This is a genomic window from Streptomyces sp. NPDC107522 (assembly GCF_055657525.1).
Map to the genome: position 1 here is coordinate 46,066 of NZ_JBVKAU010000001.1, position 25,403 is coordinate 71,468.

Here is a 25,403-nt window from a genome sequence, read left to right on the forward strand (position 1 = left end):
AGTTCGGGCTTGGCGGGCTTGGCCGGGTAGTGAGGCTTTACCGGGAGTTCGGGCTTGGCGGGCTTGGCCGGGTAGTGAGGCTTTACCGGGAGTTCAGGCCTGGCAGGCTTGGCCGGGTAAGCAGGTTTGGCCGGCTTCCCCGGATGCGCCGGGTAGGCGGGCTTCGCCGGCAGTTCAGGCTTCGCAGGCTTGACCGGATAAGCGGGCTTGGCCGGCTTCCCCGGATGCCCTGGGTAGGCCGGCTTCCCAGGGTGCGCCGGGTAGGCCGGCTTCGGTCCATGTGCCGGGTGGGCCGGCTTTGCCGGGTGCGGAGGGTGCGGGGTGATGTGGTCCTGTGCGTGGGCGGCGCTCGCGCTCGTCAGCGCGGCGGCGGCGAGCGCGGCAGCCATGGCGGCCGGCGCAAGAACAGATCGCCATCTCGGCGATGTTGTCATTTTCTCCACTCTCCTCGACTTGGTTCAGGGCCTCGTGACGGCTGGTCAGCACCAAGAGCCGGACAGTGGATGAATAGGAAATAGGCTGATATGAATAACGCCGCGACAGCGATAAGCCACCGGATGGGGTAGCACTCGGGGTTGCCGATTGGCCCGGGTGGTGGCAGCGCACAAGGGCCGTGGCTCAAGAAGCAGCCCCGCCGCGTGCCCGGCGCCGTGCCCCGCCATTCCGAACCGGCTGCCACGACGACAGCTTGCGCACCGACTGCCGGATCACCAACTGCGTGCCGAGCGCCACGTGGTCGTCGCCGGGCGGAGACTCCTCGCGCTCCAAGGTCAGCCGTGCGGCCGTACGGCCGAGTGTGCTCGTGGGGCCCCGGTCCGTGGCGAGCGGCGGTGGTCGAGCAGGTCGCGAAGAACCCGGCAGGCGGCGCCTGGCAGCCCAGGCCCTCCTCGACGCGGTGCACGAGTCCGTCGCCCACCCCTTCGCGCGGACCGGCCTGATCGACGGGATCACCATGGCCGCCGGCACGGTGATCGTCCTCGCGGTCCTGCCCGGTCGCAGGGTCACCGGCAAGCACCGCGGGGAGGAGCCGGTGGCGGGGGAGGCCGAGCGGGACGAGGAGTACTCCGTCTCCGGCCGGCGCCCCGGCGCGAAGCCCCAGGCGGGGCCATCGAGGGGGCCGGATGCCGGGTGCCGCGTCCGCCTCCCGACGATCCGTACCCACCCGTACGGCGTAACGTCGAACTGTGGACGTCACCGCGGACAGCCTCGTTTCCCGTGCCGCGCACGAACTCGGCATGAGCGTGGAGACGCTGATCACCGACGTGGAGGAGTGCCTGCGCGGCGAAGTGCCCCAGCTGTGGGAGGACCCCGGCCTCGCCCGCATGACGACGGTGAACATCGCCGAGCACATCGTCACTGCGCTGTCGGGCCTCGAGCACGGCATCGAGCCCGGCCTGATCGAGCCGCCCGTCGCCGACGCAGACCGCGCCCGCCGACTGGCCCGGCACGGGATCCCCGTCACCGCGATGCTGCGGGCCCACCGGCTCGCCCAGGGCATCGCCCTAGACCGGCTGCTCGCGGAGCTGACCCGGCTGACGAGCGACCCGGAGCTGATCAGCGCGGCGGCGCGCAAGGTGATCGCGGCGACGACCGGATACGTGGACCGCTCGTCCGAGCAGGGCGTCCTGGCCTTCCAGGAGGAGCGGGACCGCCGGCTGAGGGGGCGGCTGTCGATGGTGAACGAGGCCGGCGTGCGCATCGGCACCACCCTGGACATCGCCCGCACCACCGAGGAACTGGCGGATCTCGCCATCGAGCGGTTCGCCGACCTCGTCACCGTCGACCTGCTCGACTCCGCGCTCCACGACCCCGACGCCCCGGTGGAGGAACCGCGCGTACTGCGCCGGGTGGCCCGGCGCTCGGTGACCGGCGACCAGGACCCGGCGATCGCGCCGCACCAGCTCCACACCGTCCCGGACGGATCGCCGCCCGACCGAGCCCTTGCCACGGGGCAGCCCTCACGGCATCACACGGAGGAGCCGTTCGACCCGGACGAGCCGTTCGACGCCCACGAGGTCCTCCCGATCCACTCGACCCTGGTCGTGCCCCTGCGCGCCCGCGGCACCACCCTGGGCGTCGCCCGGTTCTCCCGCCACCGCAACCCCGACCGCTACGACGACGAGGACCTGCTCCTCGCTCAGGAGATCGCCGCCAGGGCGGCCGTAGCCGTCGACAACGCCTGCCGGTACACCCACGCCCGCGCCACCGCCCTGAGCCTCCAGCGCAGCCTGCTCCCGACGCGGATGCCACCGCAGTCCGCCGTGGAGGTCGCCTGCCGCTACCTCCCCGCCGGTGGCCAGGTCGGCGTGGGCGGCGACTGGTACGACGTCATCCCGCTGTCCGGAGCCCGCGTCGCCCTCGTCGTGGGCGACGTGGTCGGGCACGGCATCCACGCCGCCGCCACGATGGGCCGGCTGCGGACCGCGGTACGCACCCTGGCCGACATCGACCTGCCGCCGGACGAACTCCTCACCCACCTCGACGACGTCGTCGTCCGCCTGTCCGCCGAAGCCTCCACCGACCCGGACACCGAGGCCGCCTCGGCGGAGATCGGGGCCACCTGCCTGTACGCCGTCCACGACCCGGTCAGCGGCACTTGCACCCTGGCCCGAGCGGGCCACGTACTGCCCGTCGTGGTGATCCGCGACGGCACCGTCGACACCCTCGACCTGCCGCCGGGCCCACCGCTGGGCCTCGGCGGCCTGCCGTTCGAGGCGGCGGAGGTCGACCTCCCCGCTGGCAGCCTCCTCGCCCTCTACACGGACGGTCTGATCGAGGCGTGGGACCACGACGTCGAGACCGGCCTCACCCTGCTCCGCCAAGCCCTCGCCCGGCCCGATCCCTCCCTTGAGGCCACCTGCGACGCCGTGCTGGAAGCGCTGCTGCCGGACCGCCCCGACGACGACGTCGCCCTGCTGCTGGCCCGCACTCACGCCCTCGGGGACCGTCAGGTCGCCAGCTGGGACCTGGACGCCGACCCGGCCGCGGTCGCCGGGGCCCGCTGGAACGTCTCCCGCCAGCTCAGCACCTGGGGTCTCGACGACCTCGACTTCACCACCGAACTCGTGGTGAGCGAACTGGTCACCAACGCCATCCGCTACGGCCGTCCGCCCATCCGCCTGCGTCTCATCCTCCCCCAGCCCTCTGCGGGGCCGGGTGGTGCCCCCACCGGCAGCCTCCTGTGCGAGGTCTCCGACGCCAGCAGCACCACCCCGCACCAACGCCGCGCCCGCACCTACGACGAGGGCGGCCGCGGACTGCTCCTGGTCGCCCAACTCGCCGAACACTGGGGCACACGCCACGCCCGGCACGGCAAGACGGTCTGGGCGGAGCTGAAGGAGACAGCCGGCGTCGAGGCGTTCGCCTCCCTCTCGGTCTAGCCCGGCAGCGCACCGTTGCTCCGCCAAGCGTTCGGGCCGTGGTGAAGGCATGGGACAACGGCGAGTTGCGTTGCCCTACGCCTGGTGCGAGCGGAGGGCGACCGCGCGGCGGAGGGCGTCGCGGCAGGCGAGGATGCCGCCCGACAGCGACGCGACGAACACTGGGCAGCGGCGCCCTGAAAGGCCGGGAAGGGGCGGTCAGTTGCGTCCGGCCATGACTCCGCCGTCGACGTCCCACACCGCGCCGGTGACCCAGTCCGTCCGGTCCGACAGCAGGAAGGCGACGGTGGCGGCGACGTCGTCGGGCGTTCCCGTACGGCCGAGAAGGTGGAAGGCGTTGAAGCCGTCGAGGGCGGACTCGACGTCCGTCTTGGGGATGAACTCCTCGTAGATGGGCGTACGGACGACGGCGGGGGCGACCGCGTTGACCCGGATGCAGCACGACCAGTGGATCAGCGAGGTCCGCGCGGGCGACCTCGGCCACGCACTCCCGCCCGACCCCGACAGCGAGCAGGTACGCCGCATCGACGGCTACCTCGTCGTCGATGCTCCGTAGCCGGGTCCCGAGACGCTTGTCGTGATGCGGACCTGGGCCGGGCCGACCTGTCCACGTCGGCTCTGTGCTCACCCCAGCCTCTGGGCCGCCCGCGTCACGTCACGCTTGCTGCTTCGCGGGGACGGGGCGTTCGCCCGAGCCGCGGACGATCAGGCGGGTCGGGACGGTGAGGGTGCGAGCGCGGGAGCGGTCGCCGTCGAGGCGGGCCAGGGCGGTGGCCGCCGCCGCTCTGCCGATCTCCTCGGGGTCCTGGGCGACGACGGTCAGGGCCGGTTCGAGTGCCTCGGCCAGCTCCACGTCGTCGAAGGCGACGACGGCGACGTCTTTGCGGCCGGTGCGGGCGAGTTCGGTCACTATGCCCAGCGCGACGATGTTGTTGCCGGCGAACAGGGCGGTGGGGGGATCCGCCAGGCTCAGGAGCTGGGAGGTCGCGGTGGAGGCGCCGTGCTGGTCGTGGGCGTCGGTGACCAGGGAGCGGTCGTACGGGATGTCGGCTTCCTGCAGGGCCGCGCGGTATCCGGCCAGGCGCTCGCGGCGGGTGTAGAGCTTGGTGGGGAGGTCGCCGATGAAGCCGATGCGTCGGTGGCCGTGGGCGATCAGGTGAGCGACGCCGTCGTGGGCGCCCGCGCGGTTGGAGCTGACGACGCTGTCCGTGGACAGGCCCGCTCCCGGACGGTCGAGGAAGACGACGGGCAGGCCCGCGGCGCGGTGGGTCTTGAGGTGGGAGTGGTCGGCGCCGACGGACGGCACGACCATGAGGATGCTGACGCGGCGGGCGAGGAACTTGTCCGTCAACGCGCGTTCGCGGTCGGGGTCGTCCGCGGAGGAGCCCATGAGCAGGGTCAGGCCGCGCTCGCGGACGGTGTCCTCGATGGCGCGGGCCACTGCTCCGAAGAAGGGGTTGGCGAGGTCGGGGATGACCAGACCGATGGTGGTGTCGGGTCCGCCGACGCGGATGTTGCGTGCCATGAGGTTCGGCTGGAAGCCGAGCTTGGCCACGGCGGCGAGGACCTGTTCCCTGGTCTCGGCCGAGGCGGGTCCGTCCTCGTTGAGAACGCGGGAGACAGTTTTGGCACTGACGCCCACTTCGCGTGCGACGTCTGCCAGGGTCGGGCGGCGGTTCGCTGCCATGGAGGAACGGTCTCCTGTGCTCGTCGGTTCCGGCCGCGGCCTCGGCCGGATTCCGTCGAGTGTCGAGTGATGTGGTCAGGTGGCCTGGACTCCCGCGGCCTTCGCCGCTTCGGAATCCGCTACGACAGTATCTCCGGCCGCGTCCACGGTGAGCGCGCCGGTCATGATGGCGACGACCTCCGCCATGGAGTAGTCGGACGGCTTGATCACGGCAGCGCGCCTGCCCAGCCGGTGGACGTGGATCCGGTCGGCGATCTCGAAGACATGGGGCATGTTGTGGCTGATCAGGACGACCGGCATGCCCTTGTCGCGGACGCGGCGGATGAGGTCGAGGACCTGTCCGGACTCCTTGACGCCGAGGGCGGCGGTGGGTTCGTCCATGACGACGACGCTGCGGGCCCAGGCGACGGAACGGGCGACCGCGACGGCCTGTCGCTGGCCGCCGGAGAGGGTCTCGACCGACTGGGTCAGCGAGCGCAGGCCGATCTTCAGGTCGGCCATGTGCTCGGCGGCCTCCTGACGCATCCGCTTCTTGTCGAGCATGCGCAAGGCGCTGCCGAGGATGCCGGGGCGGCGGAGCTCGCGCCCGAGGAACATGTTCGACGCGATGTCCATGGAGGCGGCCACGGCGAGGTCCTGATAGACGGTCTCGATGCCGTGGGCGCGTGCGCTCTGCGGCCCGGAGAACTGGATCGGCTTGCCGTTGAGGCGTATCTCGCCCGCGTCCGGGACCACCGCACCGGTAAGTGCCTTGATCAGGCTGGTCTTTCCGGCACCGTTGTCGCCGATGACGGCGAGGACCTCGCCGGGCAGCAGGTCGAAGTCGGCGCCGTCGATGGCGGTGACATGGCCGTAGCGCTTGATCAGACCGCGGGCCTGCAGCACGGGGGTGGGGGAGGAGATGGCGGTCATCGGGCCTTCTTCCGGGAGATCTGGTCGACGGTCACCGCGAGGATCACCAGCACACCGGTGATCAGCGTCTGGTAGATGGAGGCGACGCCCATCAGCTGCAGGCCGTTGCGGAACACGCCCACGATGAGGACACCGATGAAGGTGCCCAGCACCGAGCCGCGTCCGCCGAAGAGGCTGGTGCCGCCGAGGACCACGGCGGTGATGCTGTCGAGGTTGTCGGTCTGGCCCGCCTGCGGGTCGCCGACTCCGGTGCGGGAGATGAGCAGCAGGGCGGCGATGCCGTAGAGCAGGCCGGCCGCGGTGTACACGCCGATGGTCAGGCGGGAGGTACGGATGCCGTTCAGACGTGCCGCTTCCTGGCTGTTGCCCAGTGCGTAGACGTGCCGGCCCCAACCGGTGCTGCTCAGCGCGTAGGCGAGGAGGAGGAACAGGGCGATGGTGACCAGGGAGCCGTAGGTGATGTCGGTGTGGCCGAGCGGGAACGTCTGCCCGAGGGCCGTCAGCGGGCCGGGCAGGTTGGTGACCGTCTGCTCCTCGGAGTAGATGTGGGTCAGCGCGAACGCCACGTTGAGCATGCCGAGGGTGACGATGAACGGCGGCAACGGGATCTTCTGCACCAGCAGCCCGTTGAGCAGCCCGAAGCCGCCGCAGACCGCGATGCCCACGGCGATGGCGAGGAGCGGGGGCAGGGTGCCCTCGGCGGCCATCTTGGCGATCATGATGCTGCCGAACGCCATCACGGCCCCGCAGGACAGGTCGATGCCCGCGGTGAGGATGATCAGGGTCTGGCCGATGGCCAGCGTGCCGACGACCATGACCTGCTGCACGATCAGCGAGAAGTTCCCGCCCGTGAGGAACTGGTCGGTCGAGAAGGAGAAGAAGACGCAGGCCAGGAGGAGGGCAGCCAGTGGCCCGGTGGTCGGCTGCGTGAGCAGTCTGCGGGCCGTGCTCGGTGCGGTGAGCCCGGCGTACGGTTTGGTTGGGGACGGTGGCGTGGACGTGGCAGTCATCAAGAACTCCTTGCGTGGAAACATCTCCGGACGCGCAGCGTCCGGTATGCGCTACGCTCTGTCGCGCCCGCTGGCGACAACCAAGTCGGCGGGCCTACCGCCGGGCTGGCGGGAAGTCAGGTCTGTGGAGCTTGCGTAAGACCATGGGCGGTACACCGTCCCTTGCTGGTAACCCCGGGTGGCTGCGGGCTGTGAAGCAGAAAGCCCAACCCGCGAGGGAAGGAATCCCCCTTCGTTCACGAACGGGATGAGGTCAAGCGAGGTCCTTGTCGGAGGAGACGCGGACCAGGAGGCGGCCGCCCCTGGTCGGAGAGAAGGGGTCGGCCGCCCCGCTGAGGGGTTTCAAGGGGCGGCGGTGGCTGGTGCGTGGGCGGCTCAGCCCCAGCAGTTCTCCAGGCCGTAGGCGGTGTCCTTGGAGGTGACCCCGTCCTGCGCCTTGTCGGTGATCAGGGTGACGCCGGTGTCGGTGTAACCGGACGCCTTCTTGCCGTCCTTGGCGTACGTCGCGACGGCCTTGACGCCCTCGGCGGCCATCTTCAGCGGGTACTGCTGCGAGGTCGCGGCGATCTTGCCGTCCTTGACGGCCTGGGTGCCGGTGCAGCCGCCGTCGACGGAGACGATCAGGACGTCCTTCTCGCGGCCCTTGGCCTTCAGCGCGGTGTACGCGCCGAGGGCGGCGGGCTCGTTGATCGTGTAGACGACGTTGATGCCGGGTTCCTTCTGGAGGCAGTTCTCCATGGCGGTCTGGCCCTTGGCCTGGTCGCCGCCGGTGTCCTGAGCGCACGCCACGTCCTTGTCGGTGGCGCCGAAGCCCTTCAGGAAGCCGTTGTGCCGCTGGACGCCGACGGAGACGCCCGGCGCGAGGTCGAGGGTGGCTATCTTCGCTGTCTTGCCCTTCATGGCGGCCTTGGCGTACTCGCCGATCAGCTCGCCGGCCTTGAGGTTGTCGGTGGCGAAGAGGGCGTCGACCGCGCTCTGCGGGTCGGTCGGGGTGTCCAGGGCGATGACCAGCACGCCCTTGGCCTTGGCCTTCTCGATCGCCGGCACGATCGCCTTGGAGTCGCTCGGCGTGATCAGGATGCCCTTCACGCCGGCGGCGACCATGTTCTCGATGGCGGTGACCTGACCGGCGTTGTCACCGTCGAACTTGCCCGCCGCGGTGGACAGTTCGACGCCGTTCTCCTTGGCGGCCTTCTCCGCGCCCTCCTTCATCTTCACGAAGAACGGGTTGGTGTCGGTCTTGGTGATCAGACCGACCTTGACGCTGCCCGAACCGGAGCCGGCGGTGGCCGTTCCGGAGCCGGATCCGCAGGCCGTCAGGGTGAGGGCTGCCAGTCCGGTGCACGCGGCGGCTCTGAGGAGGGCGGAGGGCAGACGAGGGGTGCGAGACATGAACGACTCCTGCGGGATTGCGGGCGGTGCGGCGGCATCGGAGCATGCCGTCCCGAGGTGTCATCGTTGACTTATGTCATCGTTGACACTGCTTGCCGAGGATGATGGACTCCGCCTCCCGGCAACGTCAATGCCCTGCACCCGACACAAGTCCGTAACGGTCGCGGCGGATGCCCGGTCCGTGCCCGCTTTCGCCCGTGCGTTCGCAGAGAAGAGCAGCCCATGAGCCCGCGCCAGATCACCGTCCTGGGGGAGTGCGTCGCGGACGCGTTCACCGAACCCGCCAGCGCCTCGAACGAACTCGCCCTGCGCGTCCTGCCCGGCGGCGGACCTGCGAACACGGCCGTCGCCCTGGCCCGCCTCGGCACCCCGGCGCGCTTTCTCGCGCGGCTGTCCGGCGACGTGTTCGGCCGCCTGTTCCGGGCCCACCTGGAGGCGTCCGGGGTGGACCTTTCGAGCGCCGTCGCGGCCGCGGAGCCCAGCACACTGGCCGTGGCGGAGTTGGACGAACAGGGGCAGGCCGCCTTCTCCTTCCATGCGCAGAACACAGCCGACTGGCAGTGGACGGCCGGGGAACTGGCGGGGGTGGACCTGTCCGAGACCGCCTGCGTGCACACCGGATCGCTGGCCCTGGTCCGGGAACCCGGCGCGGCCGTGGTGGAGGATTTCCTTGCCGCGGCAGCCCCTCGGGCGACCATCAGCATCGACCCCAACGTCCGGCCCCTACTGGTGGATCCCGAGGTCTACCGCGCCCGGCTGGCCCACTGGTGCGACCTCGCCGATGTGCTCCGGCTGAGCGAGGATGACCTGGAACTCCTGCTGCCCGGAACGTCGCCCGAGCGGGCGTGCGACATCTGGCACACGGCCGGGGCGCGGCTCGTCGTGATCACGCGCGGTGCCGACGGCGCCCTTGCCTCGCTCGACGGCGAACGGCTGCAAGTGCCCGCGGTGACGACGCGGGTCGTCGACACGGTGGGGGCGGGGGACTCCTTCGCTGCCGGGCTGCTGCACCACCTCGGGGCCCGCGGCCTCCTCGGCGGCCGGCTGACGGGAATCCACCTCGACGATGTCGCCGAAGCCTGCCGGTTCGCCACCCAGGTCGCGGCCCTGACCTGCTCGGTTGCCGGCCCCAACCCGCCGTGGCAGAGCGAGCTCGCGCCGCTCGCGACAGCCGATCGCGCGTAGCCGGGCAGCCGAGCCGCGCCGGGACAATGCCGGGGCAATCGGGACCGCACCGTTGACGCAACGGCCGGATGGCCCGCATCATCGGGCCACTCGGTGTCATCGATGACACAGGTCAACGATGACAGCACCTTGCACCTTGCCCGGGCGCCGTGGACGACGGCGCCGGCGAGGCGTCACTTTCCGGTCCGTCCGTGCCGGGCAGCAGGCTCCGCAGCGTGGACGGCCGCAGCACAGGGAGACCCCATGAGCTCTGGACGTGTATCCCCTCATGCCCACACGCGGCTGATCGCGGCGGTGGCAACCGTCTGCGCCCTGTCCGCGGCGCCGCTCGCCCCCCAGGCCGTCGCTGCCGACTCCCCGCCGTACTCCGAGACCTATCGCCCCCAGTTCCACTTCACCCCGCAGAAGAACTGGATGAACGACCCCAACGGCCTCGTGTACTACAAGGGCGAGTACCACCTCTTCTACCAGTACAACCCGAACGGCAACTCCTGGGGCGACATGTCCTGGGGGCACGCGGTGAGCCGGGACCTCGTGCACTGGGAGGAGTTGCCGCTCGCGCTGTCGCACGACGACGAGGAGATGGTCTTCTCGGGCAGTGCCGTCGTCGACTGGAACAACACCACGGGCTTCGGCACCACGAAGAACCCGCCCATGGTGGCGATCTACACCAGCTACTCCAAGTCCACGGGCACGCAGGCCCAGTCGCTGGCCTACAGCACCGACCGCGGCCGCACTTGGACCAAGTACCAGGGCAATCCCGTACTCGACATCGGCTCCAGGGAGTTCCGCGACCCCAAGGTCCAGTGGTATGCCCCCACCAAGAGCTGGCTGATGACGGTGTCGCTGTCCACCGAGCACAAGGTGCAGTTCTACTCGTCCAAGAACCTCAAGGACTGGAAGCTGCAGAGCGAGTTCGGGCCGGCGGGCGCGACGGGCGGCGTGTGGGAGTGTCCCGACCTGTTCCCCCTCGCGGTCGACGGGGACCCGGACAACATCAAGTGGGTCCTGGTCGTCAACATCAACCCCGGTGGCATCGCGGGCGGTTCGGCCGCCCAGTACTTCATCGGCGACTTCGACGGCAAGAGGTTCACCGCCGATGACAAGGGCACGTACACGCCGCCCACCGGCACGGTGATGCAGGACTTCGAGGGCACCGACTTCGGTGCATGGACGACCACCGGCACCGCGTTCGGCCAGGCACCGGCAGCCGGGGCGCTCGACGGCCAGGGAACGGTCGGCGGCTTCGACGGCAAGGGCCTCGCCAACAGCTTCCACGCGGGCGACGGCGCCACCGGCACCCTCACCTCGCCCGAATTCACCGTCGACAGCCGCTACTTGAACTTCAAGGTCGGCGGCGGCCGGCACGCCCACGTCCCCGGAACCGTCATGGAGCAGGGACCGCCGCCCGAGGGCACGGTCCTCGCCGACTTCGAGGGCGGCACCTACGGCGGCTGGACGACGACCGGGGACGCCTTCGGCACCGCACCGGCCACCGGCACCCTCCCCGGCCAGCAAGAGGTCTCCGGATTCCTGGGCGCCGGGCTGGCCAACACCTTCCTGAACGGCGACTCCACCACCGGCGCCCTCACTTCGCCCGAGTTCACCATCGACAAGAAGTACGTCAACTTCCTCATCGGCGGCGGCAACCACCCCGTCGGATCCGACAACCCGACCGCCATCGAGCTCTTCGTGGACGGCCAGGTCGTCCGCAGCGCCACCGGAAAGGACGCCGAAGCACTCAACTGGGCGTCCTGGGACGTCCGCGACCTCGCCGGCAAGAAGGCGCAGATAAAGATCGTCGACGACAACACCGGCGGCTGGGGCCACATCAACGTCGACCACATCATGCTCTCCGACACCCGGGCCGAGCCCGTCGCCCAGGAGACGTCCGTCAACCTGATCGTCGACGGCAAGGTCGTCCGCAGCGCCACCGGATCCAACAGCGAGACGCTGGACTGGGCTTCCTTCGACATGCGCCCCTACGTCGGCAAGAAGGCGCGGATCCAGGTCGTCGACATGAACACCGCCGGCTGGGGACACATCCTCGCCGACCGGTTCACCGCCGCCGACACCCCCGCCCTCTCGGTCGTGCAGCGCGCCGACTGGGCCGACTACGGCAAGGACTACTACGCGGCCGTGTCCTGGGAGAACGCGCCGGGCGGCAAGCGGTACATGATCGGCTGGATGAACAACTGGGACTACAGCGGCGCCGTCCCCACCTCCCCCTGGCGCGGCGCGCAAGGCATCCCCCGCGAGATGGCCCTGCGCACCATCGACGGCCGTGTCCGACTGACCAGCAAGCCGGTGAGCAGCCTGACGTCCCTGCGGCAGAACTCGGCGTCCGCGGCCGGGATCACCGTCAAGAACACCTCACAACCCCTGATCGGCCCCGCGGCCAGGGGCAGGGCACTCGACATCGAGGCGACCTTCTCCCTCAAGGACGCCGAACGGTTCGGCCTGAAGGTGCGCACCGGCGCAGGGGGAGAGGAGACCGTCATCGGGTACGACGCCACGACGCAGGAGCTCTACGTCGACCGCACGCACTCCGGTGCCGTGGACTTCAACAGCACCTTCCCCGGCGTCCAGACCGCACCGCTGAAGGCCGGCAACGGCAAGGTGAAGCTGCGGATCCTCGTCGACTGGTCGTCCGTCGAGGTCTTCGGCGGCAGCGGCGAGGCCGTGATCACCGACCAGATCTTCCCCGACCCCGACAGCCAGGGAGTGCAGGTCTTCGCCGAGAACGGCTCGGCGAAGCTGGACCAGGCCCGGGTCTGGCACCTCGACTCCATCCACGACTGACGAACGACTGACAAGGACACCAGACCGTGAAGAAGACCCTGCTCGCCGAGTTCACCGCCCGAGAAGGAGCGGAGGACGAGGTCGCCCGCCTGATCCGGGACTACGCCGGGAAGGTGCGCGAAGAGGAAGGCAACCTCGCCTTCGACGTCTACACCAAGGCGTCCCATCCACGCGCCTACTGGATCTTCGAGGTGTACCGGGACAAGGACGCCTTCCAGGCACATCTGAAGGCCCCGTACGGCGGCCCGTTCAACGCCGCACTCTCCCCGCTGATCGAGGAGGACGCCTCCGTGCTGACGTTCCTGGATCCGGTGACCTGACGCATCGCCCGGGACTCGCCTCGCGGGGCCCGGGCCGCAGCGGATACGCGCTGGTGGCGCGGCGACGGTGGGCGCCGAGGCCATTGTCGCGGCCGACAATCAGGCGAACACGGCCCTGTTCCTGCTCGCCGACACTCTCGCCGGGGGTGGTGTCCGGCTCCTGTTCACCCTGGTCGCCTGCGCAGCGTTCGTCACCGCCCTCAGCACCCTGGCCGGACTCACTCTCGCCGCCTCGGCGTCACTGGCGCACGACCTCTACGCCCGTGTGGCCCGTCGCGGCACCAGTAGCGAACGGCGCGAAGTGAACGTGGCGCGGGGAGCGGTGATGGCCTTCGGCGTGGTCGGCGTGTTCCTGGCGGTGGCCCTGCACAACTGGAGCATCGTGGCCCTCAGTTCGTTCGCCGCCGCCCTGACCGCATCGGCGGTTCTCCCGGCACTGGTCTACAGCTTGTTCTGGAAGGGCTTCACCAGGACCGGACTCCTGTGGACTCTGTACGGGTCGCTCGTGTGCTGCGCCGTCCTCGAAGCCTTCGGCCCCGCTGTCTCCGGCGGCCCCCTCGCCTTCTTCCCCGAACGGGACTTCCACTGGTTCCCGCTGCAGAACATCGCTCTGGCATCCGTGCCGGTCGGATTCCTCTTCGGCTGGCGGGCAGCATGCTGAGCCGTCGATCACCCGCCGGGCGGGACCGCTACGCCGAGATGGAGACCGAACTGCTCCTCGACCGGGAATCCATCGGGTCCGCGTGACCGGTTCGGGGTGAGTGCGTCTACGTGATGTCGAGCGTGGCGATACCGGCGCGCAGGAAGGCCATCGCCCTGTCGACGTCGGCTTCCTGCGAGCGGGGGCAGACCTCGCTGACGACTGCCGCCGCTGCCGCGGCTGCCATGCGGGGGCCGAAGTCAGGGAGCTCCCCGCCTGATCGGACCGCCTGATCGGAGCAGCCCGGTCCGCGGATGCGGCCGCGGATCGGGTCGGGGGCCGCGTGACAGAATGGGGTGTCCTTCTCCGTCCGTCTTCATCGAGGTCCTTCCGTGTCCCAGTCCGTCGGCCGCGTGCCGCAGCGACGCAACGCACGGTCCAACCGGGCGCGCATCCTCGCCACCGCGCGCCAGGAGCTCGGGCGGAACCCCGACATCACCCTGGAGGAGCTGGCCCGCGCTTCCGGTGTCGTACGGCGCACGCTGTTCGGGCACTTCCCCGGACGGGCGGCGCTGCTGGAGGCGCTGGCCGAGGAGGCCGCCGAGGCTCTCCAGGCCGCCGTGGCGGCCGGCGCGAAGGCGACGGAGCCCGCCGAGCGGGCGCTCGCGCACTTCACGTTGTCGATGTGGCCGGTGGGCGACCGTTACCGGATGCTCCTGGCGCTCGCCCAGCGGGACCTGGGCATGGAACGTGTCACCGAGATCCTCGAACCCGCCCGCGTCGAGGTCACGGCCATCCTGGAACGGGGACAGCGGGACGGCGTCTTCCACTCCCACCTGCCGCCCGCCGTACTGAGCGCCGGCCTGGAGGCGATGACGGTCGCCCTGCTGGAACAGGTCAACACCGCCGCACTGGAGGACGACGGCACCCGCACGGCCGTCGCCACGCTCATCGCGGCCGGTGTGCCGGAGAAGCAGGCGCGGGTCGTGGTCGACGAGGTGGCCGCCACGACCGCTACGACCGCCGCGGAGTCCGTCGCCGACGACTGAGTCCCGCACGGCTGTTTACGCGGAGGTTCCTACCGGCCCCGGTGTGAAGGCACCGGGGCCTTGTCATGCGTGCCCCGCTGTCGAACCGGGCGCCTCTGCTCCAGCGCGATCGAGAGCAGGGGTACCGGCACCTCAGGTCGGACAACGAAACACCCCAGGTACGGACAACAAAGAGAGGACGGTGCCGGGTGTCCCCTCCCGGCACCGTCCGGGGTCGTGCGCCGCTCAGGCACGACCCGTTCTGGGGTGGTGTGGAGGCCGGAACTGTCTCCGGCCTCCGGTCGGCGGCCTGGGCCGCGTTCAGCTCGTGGGGCTCAGGCGGCGTTGACGGTCTCGGGCTTCTCCGAGGTCTGCGCCGTCTCCTGCTGGCGGTGCTTGCCGGTGGCCTTGCGGCCCGGCAGGACCGCGATGACGATTACGGTGCCGGCGGCCATGATGATCGCGCCGATCAGGCTGGTGTGGGCGATGGCGTGGGCGAAGGACTCGTGGACCGCCTCGACCAAGGCCTGGGCCTGCTGGGCGCCGCCGTTCGGCGTCTTCGCGACCTGCTCGGCGACCGCGAGGCCGCCGCCCACCGAGTCCTTGGCGGTGTCCATCGCGGAGGCGGGGAGGTGGCCGCCGACCAGGTCGGTGAGCCTGTCCTTGTAGGACGTGGCGAGGAGCGAGCCGAGGATGGCGATGCCCAGGGAGCAACCCAGTTCCAGGGCGGTGTCGTTGGCGCCGCCGCCGACGCCGAGCTCCGACTCGGGGAACGAGCCCATGATGGTGTCCGTGGCCGGCGACAGGCTCAGGCCGATGGCGAAGCCGAGCATCAGGAGGGGCGCCAGGAAGTCGGTGTACGTGGAGCCCGACTCGATCCGGGTGAGCAGGAAGACGCCCGCCGTACCGAGCACCATGCCGGTGCCCACCACCAGCTTCACGCCCAGCTTCGGGGCCAGCTTGCCGGTGACCGCGGCGCCGACGAAGACAGCACCGGCCAGCGGCAGCAGTCGTACGCCGGTCTCCAGGGCGTCGTAGCCGAGGACGAACTGCAGGAACTGGGTGGAGTAGTAGATCGAGCCGAAGGTGCCGAAGAAGAAGAACAGCACCGCGAGCATGGACCCGTTGAAGGGGCGCTCGGTGAACTTGCGCACGTCCAGCATCGGGTTCGGGTGCTTCAACTCCCAAGCTACGAAGGCCAGCAGGCCCACGCCGGCGACCACGGCCGCGGTGATCGGGCCGACGCCCCAGCCGAAGTGCGGGCCCTCGATGGTCGCGTAGACCAGGGAGCCGACGGAGACGATGGAGAGCAGACCGCCGACGTAGTCGATCCGGCCCATGCCCTCGGCCTTCGACGGCGGCACCAGGAGCAGCGCGCCGATGACGCCGAGGACCGCGATGGGGACGTTCATCAGGAAGGTGGAGCCCCACGCGTGGTCCTCCAGCAGCCACCCGGCGGCCAGCGGACCGGCGGCGATGGCGAGGCCGGAGGTGGCGGACCAGGCCGTGATGGCCTTGGCGCGCTCCGCCTTAGGGAAGATCGCGACGAGCAGGGACAGCGTGGCCGGCATGACGACGGCGGCGCCGACGCCCATGATCGCGCGGGCGGTGATGACCGGGTTGGTCTCGTCGACCAGGCCGCCCATTACCGATCCGCCCGCGAAGATCAGCAGGCCGAGGATCAGCGCGCCGCGGCGGCTGTACTTGTCGCCGATCGCACCCAGCACGAGCATCAGCGCGGCGTAGGGGACGGTGTAGCCGTCGATGACCCACTGCAGGTCACTGCTGGACAGGCCCAGGTCCTTCGTCATGTCCGGCGCCGCCACGATCAGCGACGTGTTCGCCATGACGACGATCAGCAGGCTCAGGCACAGCACCAGCAGGGCCCACCAGCGCCGGGGATAGGGCCCGGTCATCTTCTCGACGGGTGTGTTCGCAAAGAGCGGCATTTCAAGCTCCTCGGCAGGAGGCGAAGCGGAGACTTCGGGGTTCGCGGATCGGGGTGAGCGGTGCGGGCGCGGTCACAGGCCGTCGGGGCACCGCGGGCAGTTAATTGCCCACTGACGTGCAGGCTAGTTTATTGCCCGTCGATGTGCAACTATCAGGGTGTCCGGGGGTCCTCCCACCGTCGACTGGAGGTCCGCACATGACCCGCACCCATATCGCAGACGCCCCGGCGCGCAGCCGGACCCGTCTCACGCGTGCCCGCATCCTCGAAGCGGCCAGGCAGGAACTCGGCCGTGACCCCGACAGCAGCCTCGGTGACATCGCCGAGGCAGCCGGAGTGGTGCGCCGTACGGTCTACGGCCACTTCAACGGCAGGGCCGCGCTGGTGGACGGGCTGGTGGAGGACGCCTCGCAGGCGCTGCGACAGGCGCTCGCGGTCCCGGAGGACCCCGCGTCGGACGCCGTCAGGGCGCTGGCGCGCTTCGTCCTCGCCGTGTGGCCCGTCGGCGACCGCTACCGCATGCTGCTCCGCCTCGCTCCCCAGGACCTCGGGGCCCAGCGGGTCGACGAGGTCCTCGCCCCCGCGCGTGACAGGGCGGAGGCGATCATCGCCCGGGGGCAGCGGCAGGGGGTCTTCCAGGCGAGCGTTCCGTCCGGCCCGCTCAGCCGGGCGCTGGAGGCGTATCTGCTGGGGCTCCTGGAGTGCGTGAACGCCGGAACCTGGACCGACGACGGCACGGGTACCGCGACCGCCGCGTTGATCACCGTGGGTGTGGACCGTGAGGCCGCCGCCGCGGGCGTACGCGGAGCGCTCCCTCGGTAGCGCCGTCGGACCCCCCAGTAGCGCCGCCGGACTCCCAGCACGGCGGAGCCGCATACATCACAGCCCCGTACCCCTTCGGGTGCCGCAGGACTCAGCATTCAGAGAGGAACACCCATGTACCAGTCCCATCCCGAGGACGAGTTCGTCGGCGAGCCCTACTACGGCGACGCCGCCGTGTACGCGAGCCCCCCGACCCCGAGGCGGCGGCGCCGGATCATCGGCGTCGCATCCCTGGTGGCGCTGCTGCTGGGTGCCTTCGTGGTCGACCGCGTCGCCGCGGCCGGCATGGAGAGTCGTACGGCCGAGGCGTTCCAGGACGGAATGGGAACCGCCGAGCGGCCTTCGGTGCATGTCAGTGGGTTCCCCGTGCTGACCCAGCTGGCCGGGGGCAGCCTGCGGCACGTCGACCTCACCGCCCACGGCATCCCCGTCGACGGGGCGAACCGGCCGCTGCCGGTGACGAAGCTGACCGTCGGCCTCGACGGGCTGAAGACCTCGGGAAGCGCCGACGAGGCCCACGCCCGCAGCGTCGACGCGACCGCCTTCCTGGCGTACGAGGACGTGTCGGCCGCGCTCGGCGTGGAGGTGTCGCGGGGCGACGAGCCGGGCCGGATCAACGCGACGGCCAGTCTGCCGCTCATCGGCGACGTGACCGTGAGCGCCGCCGTCTCGGCCGCGAGCGGCAACCGCATCGCGTTCTCGGACGTCCGGGCGGTCCGGGGCGAGCTGATACCTCCGCTGAAGGCGCTGCTCGACAAGGCCCTCGACGAGCCCGTCCCTTTGCGGAACGTTCCTGAGGGCCTGCACCTGCGGTCGGTCACCACCACGGCGGACGGGATCGACGCCCGTTTCACCGGCCGCTCGGTCACCTTCCGCCCGAGTTCGTCATCCGCATAGGGGGACGGGGATGGTCAGTCGAGGTCGGGGAGAGGGCGCCGGGCGACCTCGTGGGCCTCGTCCGGTGGGACGCCCAGCATCCGCAGCACCATCTCGGCGAGGTTCTCCGCCGCCTCGTCGCCGTCCAGGTCCGGGCGGGCGAACCTCAGCTCCACCAGGGACAGCAGGGTTCCGCCCAGTGCGGACAACGCCACCGTGGGGTCCACGGTGGAGAAGCGGCCGGAGGCCATACCGACCTGAAGGTCCCTCAGGGCCCGAGTGGCCAGGCCGTTGTCCGAGTGCAGGTGGCCGAGGCCGCGGCGGCGCAGGACCTGCATCAGCTCCGGGTGGGAGTCCGCCATACGGGCACTGAGTCGGAAGCCGGCCGCGACAAGTTCCGCCGGATCGTCGATCCCGGCCAGCCGGTCGTCGAAGGTCTGGCCGTACTCCTCCAGCGCGTCCTGGACCGCCGCCTCGAACAGCTCCGTCTTCGACTCGAAGTGGTTGTAGAAGGAGCCGAACCCGACGTCGGCACGCTCGGCGATCGCCTGGATGCTCGCGCTGGTGTCCCCGGTCTCGGCGAGTATCTGCCGGGCCGCGCGGACGAGCGCTCCGCGGGTCTCGGCGCGACGCCGCTCGAACCGGTTGCTGGGCGGGGCTGACGTAGGCATGCGCAGAGTCTAACCGCGGGGCGATGGCGGTCGCAGTCCTGATGAATTCATCATTTCCTACCTCGAACGCCTTGACGACAGAACTGTCACACTTGATGATTTCCTCATTACGGCGATGTTGCTCGGAGGGCACCATGTCTGAAACCCGCGTCGACGGGACCGATGTCAAGACGGCCCATCAAGACCTTCACAGTGAGCAGGGCGCCCTGCGCGGCGAGCATCCGGGGCGCTCCCGAAACCCCGTGATCAAGGTCGCCGACCTGGCCTGGCTGGAGTTCGAGAAGCCCGACCTGGACCGGGCCGAGGTCTTCGCCCGCGACTTCGGCTTCGGCATCGCCGCCCGCACCGACAGCGAACTGTGGTTGCGGGGCACCTTCGCGGGCTCACCCTGCATGGTGATCCGGCGCGGCCGGACCTCTCGCTTCATCGGCCCGGCGTTCCGCGCCGCCGAGCGCGCCGACCTCGACCGGCTGGCCCGGGCCACGGGCGGGGCCGTACGGGACGCCGATGTGCCGGGCGGCGGCAAGGTGGTCGACCTGCTCGACCCGTCGGGCTTCCCGGTGCGCGTGGTGCACTGCGGAGAGCAGCTGCCGGCGCTCCCCGAGCAGCAGCCGCTGCTGCTCAACTTCGGCACGGAGCACCGTCGTACGAACGCCACGCAGCGCCCGCCCCGCGAGCCGTCCCGCATCCAGCGCCTGGGGCATGTGGTGCTGGAGACACGGGTGTTCGGCCGGGCCCTCGACTGGTATCTGGACACCCTCGGAATGATCGTGTCCGACTTCCTGTTCCTGGACGGGCAGCGCGGCCGGGGCCCGACGATGGCGTTCATCCGCTGCGACCTGGGCAGCGTGCCGGCCGACCACCACACGCTGGCCATGCACCTGGGCCCGGGCACCGGGTACGTCCACTCCGCCTACCAGGTGACCGACCTCGACTCGATCGCCGCCGGCGGCGAATACCTCAAGGAGCGTGGCTACAAGCGCAGTTGGGGTATCGGCCGGCACATCCAGGGCAGTCAGCTGTTCGACTACTGGCGCGACCCCGACCACTTCATGCTGGAGCACTTCGCCGACGGCGACCTGTTCTCCTGCGATGTCGAACCCGGCTGGGCCCCGATGTCCACCAGCGGCCTCGCCCAGTGGGGGCCGCCGGCCACCCGCGACTTCCTCGGCGCGAGCCCGTCCCCGCAGCGGGTCCGCGACGTCATCGAGGCCCTGCGCGGCGACAACGAGATGGACCCGGCACGCCTGCTGGGCCTGCTCAAGGCCGCGAAGTCCTGACGCCCGCGCACCCCTCGATCCCCCAGCCCCTCGAATCCTCGATTACTCAACCCCTCGATCCTTCAACCCCCTCACAAAGGCACTGACATGAGTACGAATGTCCTGCGCACCGCCGACGGCTGGTGGGTCGTCCGCGGCGACCGGGCCGTCCCCGTCGACACCAAGGCCGTCACCACCGCCGAGCTGCTGGCCGACCGCGCCGCCGTCGGGGAGGCCGCCGTCTCCGGCGACGCGGGCACACCGGTCGCCGACCTGGTGGCGCTCTCGCCGGTCACCACCCCATGCCGGGTGGTCGCCCAGATGGTCAACTACCGTAGCCACGCCCGCGATTCGGGCTTCACGGGTGACATCCCGCCCGCCTTCTTCCGCAAGGCGTCCGGCTCGGTCAGCGGCCCCGGCGAGGCCGTCGTCCGCCCCTCTCACGTGCAGTTCCTCGACTACGAGATCGAACTGGGCCTGGTCATGGGCGCGTCCCTGCCCGTCGGTACCGTCGTCGAGGAGCGGGACCTGCCCGCGTACGTCGCCGGGCTGGTGATCACCAACGACGTCAGCGCCCGTGAGGTGCAGCTGACCAAGACGCAGTTCTACGAGAGCAAGTCGTACCCGACCTTCACACCGACCGGGCCGTACCTGGCCCTGCTGGAGCCGGAGGACTTCGCCCGTCTCCTGGACCTGCGGCTGAAGTTGAGCGTCAACGGAGAGCTGCGCCAGGACCGCACCCTCGCCGACATGATCGTCCGTCCGGCGCAGGCGCTGACCCTGCTGGCCCGCTTCCAGACCCTGGACCCCGGCGACCTGCTGCTCACCGGGACGCCCGGCGGTACGGCGCTCAAGGCGCCGCCGAAGCCGGTCGAGAAGATCGGCGCGCTGCTGCCGGCCGCCGTGAGGTGGAAGGCGTTCTTCAAGAGCCAGGCCAAGAACCCGCACTACCTGCACGCGGGTGACGTGATCACGGCGACGATCGCGACGGCGGACGGCCGGATCGACCTCGGCGAGCAGCGCACGCCCGTCGCGGACGCGCAGTAGGACCCGAGGTGAGCCGCACATGACCGCAGATCAGCCCCCACGACCGGACTACGCACCGCACGTGCCGGTGGTGATCATCGGCGCCGGGCCCGTGGGCGTGACCGCCGCCCTCCTCCTCGCCCGGCGCGCAGTCCGCAGCGTCGTCCTCGAACGCCACCGGGACGTCTACCCCCTCCCGCGCGCCGTCGCCACCGACGACGAGGTACGCCGGATCCTCCAGGCCGCGGGCGTGGGGGAGGAGTTCGCCGCGATCGCCCGCCCCGCGAACGGGCTGCGGCTGCTGGACGCCCGGCACCGGGTGATGGCCGAGTTCCGCCGCACCGAGCACGGACATCACGGCTACCCGCAGACCAGCATGTTCGACCAGCCCGAGCTGGAGCGGGTGCTGCGCGACGCCCTTGCCCGGCGCCCGGAGTGCGAGCTGCGGGGCGGAGTGGAGGTCACCGCCGTCGACCCGGACGCCGAAGGCCCCGTGCGCGTGACGTACCGCGACGACGACGGTGAGCAGCACCTGTGGGCCGACGCGGTCCTCGGCTGCGACGGCGCCAACAGCCTCACCCGCGAGGCCATCGGAGCCGTATGGGAAGACCTGCGTTTCGAGGAACGCTGGACCGTCATCGACGTCCGGACGAAAGCCGACGTCCGCTGCTGGGAGGGCGTCGACCAGGTCTGCGACCCGGACCGGCCGGCGACCTTCATGCGCGTCGGTGAGGACCGCTACCGCTGGGAGTTCCGGCTGCGGGACGGGCAGGAGCCGGTCCGCGAGCTGATCGCGCCATGGCTGCCGCCCTCGTACGACGGGGACTTCGAGGTCGTCCGCGAGACGCAGTACACCTTCCGGGCGCGCGTCGCCGACCGGTGGCGCGGCGGACGGGTCTTCGTCCTCGGCGACGCCGCCCACCTCACTCCGCCGTTCATCGGGCAGGGCCTGTGCTCGGGCCTTCGGGACGCCTACAACCTCACCTGGAAGCTCGCCCGTGTGCTCCAAGAGGGCGGGGACGAACGGCTGTTGGACACGTACGAGAGCGAACGCAAGCCGCACGCCCGGCATGTGATCCGGCTCGCGGTCGCGATGGGCTGGGCCATGACCGGCGGCCAGGACGGTGCCGCCGCAGTGCGTCGCAAGCTCCTGGCAGCGGCTTGCCGCATACCCGGCCTGACTGCGATGGCCGGCCGCGACCTCAGCCCGGCGCTGACCGCGGGGCCGCTCGTGCGACGCGGTGTCCGCCGGGGGCTTGTGGGCACGCACTGCCCGCAGCCGTGGGTCGGCGTCGGCGGACGGCGCAGCCGTCTCGACGAGGTGCTCGGTGACTCCTTCACCGTTCTGACCGCCACCGACCCCTGGCCCTCGCTGGACGCGCTCGCCCACGGCCTCGGCGTCCGTGCGGTCCCCGTGGCCGACCTCGGCGACGACGGCACGCTCGCCGCCTGGCTGCGCGCCGGCCGCGCGGACGCCGTGCTGCTGCGCCCCGACCGCGTCGTCATGGACGTAGTCCCCGCAGGCGGCCGCGACTTCACGGACACCGCCACCTGGGCGTCCCTCCTGCACACCGCCCGCAGCCCCCACCCTTCCCCACGGACCGTCGAGAACAGCCTGCTGAGGAGCGCCACACGATGACCAGGCCGGACCCTTTCACGATGCCCGATCCGCAGGCCGTCGCGAGCAGCCGCATCATGGACTTCGCCCGCCACGCCGGGGTGGACGGTGCCGACTACGCCGCCCTGCACCGCTGGTCGGTCACCGACCTGGAAGGCTTCTGGGGCGCGGTGTGGGAGTACTTCGACATCGACGCGGACACCCCGTACGAACAGGTGCTGGCCGAGGAGACCATGCCCGGCGCCCGCTGGTTCACCGGCGCCATCCTCAACTACGCCCACCACGCCCTGCGCAACCTCAGCGACGAGCAGCCAGCGATCATCGCCCTGGACGAGACCGGGTCCAACTATGAGGTGACCGGCGAGCGACTGCGCGCCCTGGTCGCGTCCGTCGCCGCCACCCTGCGTGACCTGGGCGTCGGCAAGGGCGACCGGGTCGTCGGCTACCTGCCCAACACCCCGCACGCCATCGTCGCGTTTCTGGCCGCGGCGAGCCTGGGCGCCGTGTGGTCGGTGTGCGGGCAGGACTACGCCCTGAAGGCGGCCGCCGACCGGTTCGCACAGCTCGAGCCGACCGTGCTGATCGCCGCCGACGGCTACCTCTTCAACGGCATCACCCACGACCGCCGCGACGCCACCCTCGAACTCGCCCACGCGCTGCCGACGTTGAAGGCCACGCTGCTGGTGGACCACGTGGGCCTGCCGTGGCCGTCGCGGGCGTACCCGTCGCTGGTCGTCCCGTGGGAGGACGCCGCCACCCGCACCGAGGAACTCACCTGCACCCCGGTGCCGTTCGATCACCCGCTGTGGGTGGTGTTCTCCTCCGGCACCACCGGCCTGCCCAAGGGCATCGTGCACGGCCACGGAGGCGTCCTGCTGGAGCACCTGAAGACCCTCGGCCTGCACTCCGACCTCGGCCCCGGCGACCGTCTCCTCTGGTACACCACCACCCACTGGATGATGTGGAACCTGGTCGCCTCCACACTCCTGACCGGTGCCACCACCTGCACGTACGACGGCAGCCCGGCGCCCCTGGCGAAGCCCGACGTCCTGTGGGAGCTGGCCGCCCGCCACCGGGTGACCGTCTTCGGCACCAGCCCCCAGTACCTGCTCGGCATGGCCAAGTTCGGCATCGACCCCTCGGTGCACGACCTGTCGTCGATCCGCGTGGTCGGCTGTACCGGCTCGACCCTGCCGGCCTCCGCCTACCCCTGGGTCCGCGACCACGTCGGCGAGCACGTGTTGCTGGCTTCGATCAGCGGCGGCACCGACGTCGTGTCCGGCTTCGCGGGCAGCGCGCCCAACACCGCTGTCTGGGCGGGCGAGTTGTCCGCACCCCACCTGGGCGTGGCGCTGGCCGCCTACGACGCGGAGGGCTTCCCCGTCGTGGACCAGGTCGGCGAGCTGGTCGTCACCCGCCCGATGCCGTCGATGCCGCTGTACTTCTGGAACGACCCCGACGGCACCCGCTACCGCGACGCCTACTTCTCCTCCTACCCCGGCATCTGGCGGCACGGCGACTGGATCACGCTCACCTCGCACGGCTCGGTGATCGTCCACGGCCGCTCCGACTCCACGCTGAACCGCAACGGCGTACGCCTCGGCAGCGCCGACATCCACGACGTGGTCGAACGCCTCCCCGAGATCACCGAGGCCCTCGTCATCGGCGCCGAGGAATCCGACGGCGGCTACTGGATGCCGCTCTTCGTGGTCCCCGCCGCCGGGGTGACCCTGGACGACACCCTCCGCGACAGGATCCGCGACGCCATCCGGACCGGCGTCTCACCCCGCCACGTCCCCGACGAGATCCTCGAAGTGCCGGGCATCCCGCACACCCGCACTGGCAAGAAACTCGAAGTCCCGGTCAAACGCCTGCTCCAGGGCGCCCCGGTCGAGCAGGTCGTCAACCCGGCCGCCGTGGACGCCCCCGACCTCATCGACTACTACGCCCGCCTGGGTGCCGAACGCCGGGACCGCTCGGCATGAGAGCCACACAGATCACCCTCGCCGTCGCGCTGTCCCTGGTCTTCCTCCCCTTGGGCCTGGCGAAGATCGCCGCGGTGCCGTTCATGCGCCGGGCGGCAGCGCACCTCGGCATGTCACCGGGCCTGTACCGCGTCATCGGCACGCTGGAGATCGCCGGAGCCGCCGGGCTGCTGCTCGGACCGTCCTCTGTGCCGCTCGGCGTCGCCGCCGCTGTCGGGCTGGCGCTGCTCATGGCGGCTGCCGCCGTGGTTCACCGGCGCCACGGCGATCCGCCCGCTCGGGCCCTGCCCGCCGCCGTACTGGCCCTGACGGCGGTTGCGTACGCCGGGGCGGCGGTCGCCGCCGGCTGACGGCCGGGAATGTGGGCCGTCGGCGAACCCTGGACCGACCCAGCGCGTGAGCGTTGTCCCGCAGGCGGAGACCCGCCGAGCCAGGACCTGATGTCGTAGGGGTCGGCTAGCTTGCACGGATGACTGACTTGGATCCGCTCGTGCCGGCACTTACCGGCCTGCTCGTCGACGTCGTTTGGTGACTGGAGAGCTGTGGGGACGAGGAGGTGGATCCCGACTCCGCTGTGAAGATGATGGAGAGCGTGGGCGGGGTGCTGGTGCGCCTGCCCTCAGACCAGCGTGAACGGCTCCTGTGGGCACTCGCAGGCTTGGCCGAAGCGGAGGAAGAGCCTGCGCGGCGGGAGTTCCTGGAGTCGTTCCCCATTGCCATCGGGTTGGTCGGTGAGGACGAGAACTGAGTACGCCAGCGGACGCTTGATGTCCGGCGCTGCCCGTGGATGCCGGCCCGGGAGGGGTTGCGACATGCTTACGCACTGCTCCGAGCCGGCAGGG

The 25,403-nt window shown here is 70.7% G+C and carries 21 protein-coding genes; 14 read left to right on the forward strand and 7 right to left on the reverse strand.

All coding sequences use genetic code 11. The features are described from left to right. Positions 1-1,235 precede the first annotated feature (1,235 nt). A complete protein-coding gene (locus tag ACZ7L6_RS00185; protein WP_471920568.1) occupies positions 1,236-3,380 on the forward strand; it encodes an ATP-binding SpoIIE family protein phosphatase in 2,145 nt (714 codons plus the stop codon). A gap of 198 nt (positions 3,381-3,578) precedes the next feature. Here ACZ7L6_RS00185 and ACZ7L6_RS00190 read toward each other — a convergent pair whose 3' ends face one another. From ACZ7L6_RS00190 to ACZ7L6_RS00210, 5 genes are all read right to left on the reverse strand, one after another. Then, positions 3,579-3,905, reverse strand: coding sequence for an SDR family NAD(P)-dependent oxidoreductase (locus ACZ7L6_RS00190; RefSeq protein WP_471919669.1), 327 nt, complete (start codon positions 3,903-3,905; stop codon positions 3,579-3,581). A gap of 130 nt (positions 3,906-4,035) precedes the next feature. Next, the gene (locus tag ACZ7L6_RS00195) at positions 4,036-5,067 is read right to left on the reverse strand and encodes a LacI family DNA-binding transcriptional regulator (protein WP_471919670.1); all 1,032 of its coding nucleotides are present in this window, start codon (positions 5,065-5,067) and stop codon (positions 4,036-4,038) included. Between the two features lie 75 nt (positions 5,068-5,142). After that, complete coding sequence (locus ACZ7L6_RS00200; protein ID WP_471919671.1) at positions 5,143-5,979, reverse strand: ATP-binding cassette domain-containing protein; 837 nt, start codon at positions 5,977-5,979, stop codon at positions 5,143-5,145. After that, positions 5,976-6,989: an ABC transporter permease gene (locus ACZ7L6_RS00205; protein WP_471919672.1), complete on the reverse strand. Its 1,014-nt coding sequence runs from the start codon at positions 6,987-6,989 to the stop codon at positions 5,976-5,978. Before ACZ7L6_RS00205 ends, ACZ7L6_RS00200 begins: the two co-directional genes overlap by 4 nt. 375 nt (positions 6,990-7,364) lie before the next feature. Further along, positions 7,365-8,381 carry a substrate-binding domain-containing protein gene (locus ACZ7L6_RS00210; RefSeq protein WP_471919673.1) on the reverse strand — a complete coding sequence of 339 codons (1,017 nt, stop codon included), beginning with the start codon at positions 8,379-8,381 and terminating at the stop codon, positions 7,365-7,367. Between the two features lie 222 nt (positions 8,382-8,603). Here ACZ7L6_RS00210 and ACZ7L6_RS00215 point away from each other — a divergent pair, with 222 nt between their 5' ends. From ACZ7L6_RS00215 to ACZ7L6_RS00235, 5 genes are all read left to right on the forward strand, one after another. Further along, positions 8,604-9,566 carry a carbohydrate kinase family protein gene (locus ACZ7L6_RS00215; RefSeq protein WP_471919674.1) on the forward strand — a complete coding sequence of 321 codons (963 nt, stop codon included), beginning with the start codon at positions 8,604-8,606 and terminating at the stop codon, positions 9,564-9,566. A 243-nt stretch (positions 9,567-9,809) separates the two neighbouring features. After that, positions 9,810-12,368: a GH32 C-terminal domain-containing protein gene (locus tag ACZ7L6_RS00220; RefSeq protein ID WP_471919675.1), complete on the forward strand. Its 2,559-nt coding sequence runs from the start codon at positions 9,810-9,812 to the stop codon at positions 12,366-12,368. 26 nt (positions 12,369-12,394) lie between these two features. Continuing rightward, positions 12,395-12,688 carry a putative quinol monooxygenase gene (locus ACZ7L6_RS00225; RefSeq protein ID WP_471919676.1) on the forward strand — a complete coding sequence of 98 codons (294 nt, stop codon included), beginning with the start codon at positions 12,395-12,397 and terminating at the stop codon, positions 12,686-12,688. Positions 12,689-12,755: 67 nt separating this feature from the next. After that, positions 12,756-13,349, forward strand: coding sequence for a sodium:solute symporter family transporter (locus tag ACZ7L6_RS00230; RefSeq protein ID WP_471919677.1), 594 nt, complete (start codon positions 12,756-12,758; stop codon positions 13,347-13,349). A gap of 371 nt (positions 13,350-13,720) precedes the next feature. Continuing rightward, positions 13,721-14,377 (forward strand): TetR family transcriptional regulator, encoded by a 657-nt coding sequence (locus ACZ7L6_RS00235; protein ID WP_471919678.1) that lies wholly within the window; start codon positions 13,721-13,723, stop codon positions 14,375-14,377. Between the two features lie 314 nt (positions 14,378-14,691). Here the strand turns inward: ACZ7L6_RS00235 and ACZ7L6_RS00240 are convergent, their stop codons facing one another. Then, the gene (locus ACZ7L6_RS00240; RefSeq protein ID WP_471919679.1) at positions 14,692-16,305 is read right to left on the reverse strand and encodes an MFS transporter; all 1,614 of its coding nucleotides are present in this window, start codon (positions 16,303-16,305) and stop codon (positions 14,692-14,694) included. Between the two features lie 197 nt (positions 16,306-16,502). On the opposite strand from ACZ7L6_RS00240, the gene ACZ7L6_RS00245 reads away from it, so the two are divergent. Continuing rightward, entirely contained in the window at positions 16,503-17,126 is a 624-nt protein-coding gene (locus tag ACZ7L6_RS00245) for a TetR/AcrR family transcriptional regulator (RefSeq protein WP_471919680.1), read from the forward strand. 114 nt (positions 17,127-17,240) lie between these two features. Beyond that, entirely contained in the window at positions 17,241-18,023 is a 783-nt protein-coding gene (locus ACZ7L6_RS00250; RefSeq protein WP_471919681.1) for an LmeA family phospholipid-binding protein, read from the forward strand. Positions 18,024-18,037: 14 nt separating this feature from the next. Here the strand turns inward: ACZ7L6_RS00250 and ACZ7L6_RS00255 are convergent, their stop codons facing one another. Further along, complete coding sequence (locus tag ACZ7L6_RS00255; protein WP_471919682.1) at positions 18,038-18,673, reverse strand: TetR/AcrR family transcriptional regulator; 636 nt, start codon at positions 18,671-18,673, stop codon at positions 18,038-18,040. A gap of 134 nt (positions 18,674-18,807) precedes the next feature. On the opposite strand from ACZ7L6_RS00255, the gene ACZ7L6_RS00260 reads away from it, so the two are divergent. The 6 genes from ACZ7L6_RS00260 (at position 18,808) to ACZ7L6_RS00285 (ending at position 25,309) form a co-directional block, all read left to right on the forward strand. Then, positions 18,808-19,953 carry a VOC family protein gene (locus tag ACZ7L6_RS00260; RefSeq protein WP_471919683.1) on the forward strand — a complete coding sequence of 382 codons (1,146 nt, stop codon included), beginning with the start codon at positions 18,808-18,810 and terminating at the stop codon, positions 19,951-19,953. 87 nt (positions 19,954-20,040) lie between these two features. Continuing rightward, positions 20,041-20,979, forward strand: coding sequence for a fumarylacetoacetate hydrolase family protein (locus tag ACZ7L6_RS00265; protein WP_471919684.1), 939 nt, complete (start codon positions 20,041-20,043; stop codon positions 20,977-20,979). Positions 20,980-20,998: 19 nt separating this feature from the next. Then, positions 20,999-22,597, forward strand: a complete 1,599-nt coding sequence (mhpA, locus tag ACZ7L6_RS00270) for a bifunctional 3-(3-hydroxy-phenyl)propionate/3-hydroxycinnamic acid hydroxylase MhpA (RefSeq protein WP_471919685.1) — start codon at positions 20,999-21,001, stop codon at positions 22,595-22,597. After that, positions 22,594-24,561: an acetoacetate--CoA ligase gene (locus ACZ7L6_RS00275; RefSeq protein WP_471919686.1), complete on the forward strand. Its 1,968-nt coding sequence runs from the start codon at positions 22,594-22,596 to the stop codon at positions 24,559-24,561. The genes mhpA and ACZ7L6_RS00275 overlap by 4 nt, the downstream gene beginning before the upstream one ends. Next, positions 24,558-24,911 (forward strand): DoxX family protein, encoded by a 354-nt coding sequence (locus ACZ7L6_RS00280; RefSeq protein ID WP_471919687.1) that lies wholly within the window; start codon positions 24,558-24,560, stop codon positions 24,909-24,911. The genes ACZ7L6_RS00275 and ACZ7L6_RS00280 overlap by 4 nt, the downstream gene beginning before the upstream one ends. Before the next feature lie 206 nt (positions 24,912-25,117). Then, positions 25,118-25,309 carry a hypothetical protein gene (locus tag ACZ7L6_RS00285; protein ID WP_471919688.1) on the forward strand — a complete coding sequence of 64 codons (192 nt, stop codon included), beginning with the start codon at positions 25,118-25,120 and terminating at the stop codon, positions 25,307-25,309. Positions 25,310-25,403: the final 94 nt, after the last annotated feature.

What these genes read in the sequence shown, in the direction of transcription:
- ACZ7L6_RS00185 (WP_471920568.1), top strand. Translation starts at nt 1,236, where the DNA reads ATGAGCGTGGAGACGCTGATCACCGACGTGGAGGAGTGCCTGCGCGGC.
- ACZ7L6_RS00190 (WP_471919669.1), bottom strand. Translation starts at nt 3,905, where the DNA reads ATGCGGCGTACCTGCTCGCTGTCGGGGTCGGGCGGGAGTGCGTGGCCG.
- ACZ7L6_RS00195 (WP_471919670.1), bottom strand. Translation starts at nt 5,067, where the DNA reads ATGGCAGCGAACCGCCGCCCGACCCTGGCAGACGTCGCACGCGAAGTG.
- ACZ7L6_RS00200 (WP_471919671.1), bottom strand. Translation starts at nt 5,979, where the DNA reads ATGACCGCCATCTCCTCCCCCACCCCCGTGCTGCAGGCCCGCGGTCTG.
- ACZ7L6_RS00205 (WP_471919672.1), bottom strand. Translation starts at nt 6,989, where the DNA reads ATGACTGCCACGTCCACGCCACCGTCCCCAACCAAACCGTACGCCGGG.
- ACZ7L6_RS00210 (WP_471919673.1), bottom strand. Translation starts at nt 8,381, where the DNA reads ATGTCTCGCACCCCTCGTCTGCCCTCCGCCCTCCTCAGAGCCGCCGCG.
- ACZ7L6_RS00215 (WP_471919674.1), top strand. Translation starts at nt 8,604, where the DNA reads ATGAGCCCGCGCCAGATCACCGTCCTGGGGGAGTGCGTCGCGGACGCG.
- ACZ7L6_RS00220 (WP_471919675.1), top strand. Translation starts at nt 9,810, where the DNA reads ATGAGCTCTGGACGTGTATCCCCTCATGCCCACACGCGGCTGATCGCG.
- ACZ7L6_RS00240 (WP_471919679.1), bottom strand. Translation starts at nt 16,305, where the DNA reads ATGCCGCTCTTTGCGAACACACCCGTCGAGAAGATGACCGGGCCCTAT.
- ACZ7L6_RS00245 (WP_471919680.1), top strand. Translation starts at nt 16,503, where the DNA reads ATGACCCGCACCCATATCGCAGACGCCCCGGCGCGCAGCCGGACCCGT.
- ACZ7L6_RS00250 (WP_471919681.1), top strand. Translation starts at nt 17,241, where the DNA reads ATGTACCAGTCCCATCCCGAGGACGAGTTCGTCGGCGAGCCCTACTAC.
- ACZ7L6_RS00255 (WP_471919682.1), bottom strand. Translation starts at nt 18,673, where the DNA reads ATGCCTACGTCAGCCCCGCCCAGCAACCGGTTCGAGCGGCGTCGCGCC.
- ACZ7L6_RS00260 (WP_471919683.1), top strand. Translation starts at nt 18,808, where the DNA reads ATGTCTGAAACCCGCGTCGACGGGACCGATGTCAAGACGGCCCATCAA.
- ACZ7L6_RS00265 (WP_471919684.1), top strand. Translation starts at nt 20,041, where the DNA reads ATGAGTACGAATGTCCTGCGCACCGCCGACGGCTGGTGGGTCGTCCGC.
- mhpA (WP_471919685.1), top strand. Translation starts at nt 20,999, where the DNA reads ATGACCGCAGATCAGCCCCCACGACCGGACTACGCACCGCACGTGCCG.
- ACZ7L6_RS00275 (WP_471919686.1), top strand. Translation starts at nt 22,594, where the DNA reads ATGACCAGGCCGGACCCTTTCACGATGCCCGATCCGCAGGCCGTCGCG.
- ACZ7L6_RS00280 (WP_471919687.1), top strand. Translation starts at nt 24,558, where the DNA reads ATGAGAGCCACACAGATCACCCTCGCCGTCGCGCTGTCCCTGGTCTTC.